This is a genomic window from uncultured Rikenella sp. (genome assembly GCF_910577125.1).
Lineage (GTDB): Bacteria > Bacteroidota > Bacteroidia > Bacteroidales > Rikenellaceae > Rikenella.
Genome location: NZ_CAJTMN010000113.1, coordinates 1 through 6,013, shown reverse-complemented (window position 1 = coordinate 6,013; position 6,013 = coordinate 1). Strand labels below are relative to the sequence as shown.

At 63.0% G+C, this 6,013-nt stretch carries 4 protein-coding genes; all 4 read left to right on the top strand.

Features of this window, described 5'->3' with window-relative positions; translation table 11 throughout:
- The first annotated feature begins 165 nt into the window (after nt 1-165).
- The 4 genes from QZ292_RS09215 (at nt 166) to mutL (ending at nt 5,058) form a co-directional block, all read left to right on the top strand.
- Entirely contained in the window at nt 166-1,179 is a 1,014-nt protein-coding gene (locus QZ292_RS09215) for an NAD(P)H-dependent glycerol-3-phosphate dehydrogenase (RefSeq protein WP_294600837.1), read from the top strand.
- Between the two features lie 10 nt (nt 1,180-1,189).
- The gene (locus QZ292_RS09210; RefSeq protein WP_294600835.1) at nt 1,190-2,545 is read left to right on the top strand and encodes a glucose-6-phosphate isomerase; all 1,356 of its coding nucleotides are present in this window, start codon (nt 1,190-1,192) and stop codon (nt 2,543-2,545) included.
- 153 nt (nt 2,546-2,698) lie between these two features.
- A complete protein-coding gene (locus QZ292_RS09205; protein ID WP_294600833.1) occupies nt 2,699-2,998 on the top strand; it encodes a hypothetical protein in 300 nt (99 codons plus the stop codon).
- Between the two features lie 32 nt (nt 2,999-3,030).
- Nucleotides 3,031-5,058: a DNA mismatch repair endonuclease MutL gene (gene mutL, locus QZ292_RS09200; RefSeq protein ID WP_294600830.1), complete on the top strand. Its 2,028-nt coding sequence runs from the start codon at nt 3,031-3,033 to the stop codon at nt 5,056-5,058.
- Nucleotides 5,059-6,013: the final 955 nt, after the last annotated feature.

Below are 6,013 nucleotides of genomic sequence, written 5' to 3'. Positions count from 1 at the left end.
CTCGGGGGGGGGGTGGGCGACAGGCCGAAGCCTCCCGCAACAAAGGCCCGCCCCAAGCTCAGTCCCATTTCCCGTTCCGCGTCAGCCCCTTATCGTGTCACTCTGTCGACCCCGCCGTTCCACTCCTCGAAAAAATCGCTATCTTTACCCAATCAAACAGTATCGATGTCACCCACCTCTGAACATAAAGACCCCCGGTGCGCCGTCGTCGGATACGGTAGCTGGGCCACAGCCATCGTCAAGATACTCCTCGGAAACGGGAACCGCGTCCGGTGGCACGTACGCAATCCGGAAGTCGCCGAACACCTCCGCAGGCACGGAAACAACCCCAAATACCTCAGCCAGATACACTTCGACAGCGACCGGCTCCGCGTGACCGGCGATATCGACGCAGCAGTGAGGGAAGCCGACGTGATTATCTTCGCCGTGCCGTCGGCCTTTCTGGAACTCACCGTCGCGCCGCTCGCACCGGATGCGCTGGAGGGGAAATTCATCGTCTCGGCCATCAAAGGGATCGTGCCCGACGGCTACCTGACCGTCGCCGAGTGGTTCAACCGGAGGTACGGCGTGCCCTTCGACCGCATCGGGATCGTCACCGGGCCGTGCCATGCCGAAGAGGTGGCCCTCGAACGCCTGTCCTACCTGACCATGGTCTGCAAAGAGCCGGAGGTGGCGCAGCGGCTCGGCGAGAAGTTCGCCTGCGAACACATCCGCGTCTCCACCTCGACCGACATCTACGGCGCCGAATACGCGGCGGTGCTCAAGAATATCTACGCCATCGCGGTGGGGATCGCCCACGGGCTGGGCTACGGAGACAACTTTCTGGCCGTGCTGATCTCGAACGCAGCCATCGAGATGGAGCGCTTCCTCAGCGGGACATTCGCCGCCGAGCGGGACATCTGCCGGTCGGCTTACCTGGGCGACCTGCTCGTCACCTGCTACTCGCAGTTCAGCCGCAACCGGACGTTCGGCGTGATGATCGGCAAGGGATACTCGGTGCGGAACGCCCAGATGGAGATGAACATGGTGGCCGAGGGATACTACGCCGCCGACTGCATCCACCGGCTGCGGTCGCGGTTCGGCATCGGGATGCCGATCGCCGAGGCGGTGTACGGCATCCTCTACGAGCGGCGCGCGCCGAGGACGGAGATCGGGAGTATTTTGGATCAACTCAAATAACGCACAGACTATGAAAAGTGTAAACGTACGCATCGACAAGATTTTCGAACCGGCCTCGACGGTGACCGCCGCAGACATCGCCGCCCTGCGGCCCGAGATCGAACAGGGCAACGCCCTGCTGCACAACGGACAGGGGAAAGGGAACGACTTTCTGGGGTGGGTGAACCTGCCGTCGTCGATCACCCCGGCGCAGCTCGACGAGATTCAGAAGGCAGCGGATGTGCTGCGGAACGAAGCCGACCTGATCATCGCCATCGGCATCGGGGGCTCCTATCTGGGGGCCAAGGCGGTGCTGGAGGCGTTGAGCGGCTCGTTCGACAGCCTCGTCGTTCCTAAGAAAGGGACGAACCCGCGTGTGCTCTTCGCCGGGCAGAACATCAGCGAAGATTATACGTGGGAACTGATGGAGGCGGCCAAAAACTACGATATCGCGGCGATCGTCATCTCGAAATCGGGCACGACCACCGAACCGGCGATCGCCTTCCGCATTATCCGCGACGAGATCGAACGGCGGTACGGCAAGGAGAACGCCGCGCGGCGCATCGTGGCCGTGACGGACGAATCGAAAGGGGCGCTGCGCAAGCTGGCGGATACGGAGGGGTATCGCACCTTCGTGATTCCGGACAACGTGGGCGGACGGTTCTCGGTGCTGACGCCGGTGGGATTGCTGCCATTAGCGGTGGCGGGAGTCAATGTGCGGGGACTGGTGGCGGGGGCTGCGGAGATGGAGAAACTGACGGCCGAAGCGGCGTTCGACGAAAACCCCTCCATGCAGTATGCGGCGGCGCGGACGGCGCTGTATCGGGCCGGGAAGAAGATCGAAATCCTCGCTTCGTACGAACCGAAGTTGCAAAACATCGGCGAGTGGTGGAAACAGCTCTACGGCGAGAGCGAGGGGAAAGAGGGCAAAGGAATTTTTCCGGCCTCGGTGACCCTGACGGCAGACCTGCACTCGATGGGGCAGTACATCCAGCAGGGCGAGCGGACGATGTTCGAGACGGTGATCCGGGTGGCGGAGCCGGCGCACACGTTCCGGATCGAGGCCGACAAGGAGAACCTGGACGGGCTGAACTTCCTCGCAGGCAAACGCATCGGCGAGGTGAACGGGATGGCGATCCTCGGGACGATGCTGGCCCATGTGGACGGCGGGGTGCCCAACATCGTCGTCGAGCTGCCGCGCATCGACGCACACACGATCGGGGCGCTGCTCTACATGTTCGAAAAGGCGTGCGGCATCAGCGGCTATGCGCTGGGCGTCAACCCGTTCGACCAGCCGGGGGTAGAGGCTTATAAGAAAAATATGTTCGCCCTGCTCGGCAAGCCGGGCTACGAAGCCGAAGGAGAAAAACTCCGGAAGCGGCTGTAATCGCCGCCGCTCTTTTGCGACCATCGAGCGCCCGGCCACGAACCAAGTTTCGTGGCCGGGCGCTCTGCAATATGAACACACCCCGCACAATTCGCCGACACCGAAATCCGTTCGGAATGTGTTATCTTTGTACCGGACAAACACACGACCGCCATGGCAGGATTCACAGGATTCGGGCGCAAGCCCCGTCAGTTCGAATACAAACCCCGCTACTGGGACCCGGAAGCCGAAGAGCGCGAAGCGCGTCGGCGGATGATTCTCGGCGACGACTACGCCGAGGGAGAGTACCGGCCGGGAATGTACATCCGCGAGCGTCGCCTGCTGCGGATGCAGGAGCAGGAGCGCGAACGGGCCCAGCGGCAGAAACGCAACTCGATCCGCACGGTCATCTTTCTGGCCGGAGCGGTGGCGGTGCTCTACCTGATGTTCAACTACCTCGGACGGGCGATGTAGTCTCTCCGATTCCACACTTTAATACTATACCCGTGCCGAACGACCTGATACAGATACTTCCCCACACCGTCGCGAACCAGATCGCGGCCGGCGAGGTGGTGCAACGCCCCGCCTCGATGGTCAAGGAGCTGATGGAGAACGCCGTGGACGCGGGCGCCAAGAGCGTGAGCGTCGTGGTGCGCGACGGAGGAAAGAGCCTCGTGCAGGTGATCGACGACGGATGCGGGATGGCGGCCCGGGATGCCGTGGTCTGCTTCGCGCGGCACGCCACGTCGAAAATCCGGGAATCGGAAGACCTCTTCGCTTTGCGGACGTTCGGGTTCCGCGGCGAAGCGCTCGCCTCGATCGCCTCGGTGGCCGAGGTCGAGCTCCGGACGAGGCGCGAGGAGGACGAGGTGGGGACGCTGGTCACCATCGCGGGGGGAACGGAGGCCGATGCGCGCACCGAGAGCGTCAGCTGTCCGAAAGGGACGCAGATCACGGTGCGGAACCTCTTCTTCAATACCCCAGCCCGGCGGAAGTTCCTCAAGGCCAATCCGACGGAGACCAAACAGGTCATCACGGAATTTCAACGGGTGGCGCTGTGCCATCCCGAGACGGCATTTACTTTAGTGGCGGACGACAAGACGCTGTTCAGCTTAGCGCCGGGGGGACTGCGGCAGCGGATCACCGCCGTGGTGGGGCGCAAGACGGGTGACAAACTGCTGGACGTGGAGGTCGACACCCCGATCGTGCGGATCGGCGGCTACATCGGGCTGCCGGCGACGGCCAAAAAGAGCGGCGGCGAACAGTTCTTCTTCGTGAACGGGCGCTACTTCCGCAGCTCGTACCTGCAAAAGGCCGTCGTGAACGGGTACAACAAGCTGCTGCCGTACGGTTACACGCCGTCGTACTATATCTATATCGAGGTCGATCCGTCGCGCATCGACGTGAATATCCACCCGCAGAAGACCGAAATCAAGTTCGAGGAGGAGCAGGCGATGTGGCAGATGCTAGCCTCGGCGGTGGGGAGGAGTTTGGGGCGGCACAACATCGTGCCGATGCTCGACTTCGACAACCCGACGCCGATCGACATTCCGATCTACAATCCCACGCGGCACCATGCGGGCGGAAGCGGCTCCGGCAGCGGAGGCGGGAGGCATATGCCACCGCCTCCGCCGGCTGCGACACGGGACGACTATAACCCGTTCCGCAGCTATGACCGCAAGGAGTGGGACGCCCCGGCCTCGACGGATTTCGGGATGGGGAACACCCTCGGTGGCACTCGGGCGACTTTCGACGACCCGGAACAGGCGCCGTTTACGGAGATGATTCCGCCCGATCTGTTAATTCCGGATTTCGGCGGGAAGCACGACAATGAGAACGGTGCGAGCCATGACGATGCTCTTCAGGGGAAGTTGCCGCTCGAAACACCTGATAACGAGTTTGTTTCCGGCAGAGAGACGGATTTTCCCGCTGTGGGCGGCGAGGCGACTGCCCGGGCGCTGGTATTCGGCGGGGGAAAATACATCGCCACGGCGACGGCGGACGGGCTGGTCATCGTCGATCGGGCCCGGGCGCGGATGCGGATGCTGTATGAAGAATTTTTGCGGCGGATGGAGAACGATTTCTCGGTGGTGGGTCAGCGCGATCTCTTTCCGGAGCGCATCGAACTGACGGCGGCCGACCACTTCCTGCTGATCGAACACATGGCGGAACTGGCGGCGATGGGGTTCGACATTCGGGATATGGGGGGGACGACGGTGGTGGTTTACGGTTTGCCGGTCGAGATGGGCGAAAGCGCGGCGCCGGCGCAGGCGGTGGAGGAGCTGCTCCGGCAGATCAAGGAGGAGGGGGCCTCGCTGCGCGACAACCACCGCGAACGGCTGGCCGAGGCGATGGCCCGTAGTTGTTGCGCTCCGCTTTTTGCGTCGGGAGGGACGGGCACGGTGACGACCGTGGAGGCGGAGGAGCTGATAAAAGGGCTCTTCGGCTGCGACGAGCCGAACTACACGCCGGACGGACGTCCGGTGATGACGGTGATTTCGGCGCTGGAAGCGGAAAAACGGCTGAAACGCTGAGTGACCGTAACGACGGTGCTTCAGTGCGCGGTCAAAGAATGGGGTAGAGGCTGCCGCAGCGAGCGCAAACCTGAGTCTTGCGGAGCGTAAGGCGTAGCGTAACTAATTAAAAGTTTTTGGTGCCGCTTTTTGAAAAAAGCGGCAGTTCCAGCCGGTTCGAAGCTCGACAGTCGCCCGCCCGCCAAAGAGGGCATATTCTGCCGATTGGCGGCGAACCAATCCGGCAAGAATGGCCGCGGGCGACTGAAACCGCGCGCCGACGCCTTAAGAAGCGATTCAACTATTTCGGCGTGAGCCGAATACAGATGAATCGCTCAGGCGCGCGCAGAGAACGGGGCGAAGCTTTGGGCCGACACAGCCCATTGGGAGTGCGGCACGCACCGCCTGCCCGGCGTAAGGGCAGTTCTATCCGGTTCAAAGCTCTCCCGTCGCCCGCCCGCCTGAAAAGGGATTTCACTCGTTTTGCGGTGAGCAAAATCGAGATGAAATCCCTGCGGGCGACGGGAAAATGTGGCGGAGCGATAGCGGAGCCGCAGTGAGGCGGACACGGGGCGGTGCTTTGGGCCGAGATATTCTTCGGGCGGGAAAACCGTTTGCGGTTTTCCCGCCGCGCTGGGCAGAGCTGTTACCGGGCTTTGGGCCGAGAGCGAGTAGCACGATTCGCAGAATCGCCGGGCTTGCGCGCTGGGCCTTCGGCCCACCCCCGGAGCGCGCAGCCCGAACCGGCAAAGAATTGAGCAGAGCTCTTGCGACCCTTTGGGTCGCCGGCCTCGTCGCCCAGGCGCGAAGCGCCTCGGGGGGTGGGCGACAGGCCGAATAAGGTAGAGAATCGGGCTGAGCCGTTGGCTATGGTTGGGCGGGGCTGGAGCGGGTCGGAGCCAGCGTGGCCGGAAACGAGCTCCGCCGAGTTGCAGGCCTACGCCTGGGGTGGCTCCGGCCCGCGCGGCTCTTCGAG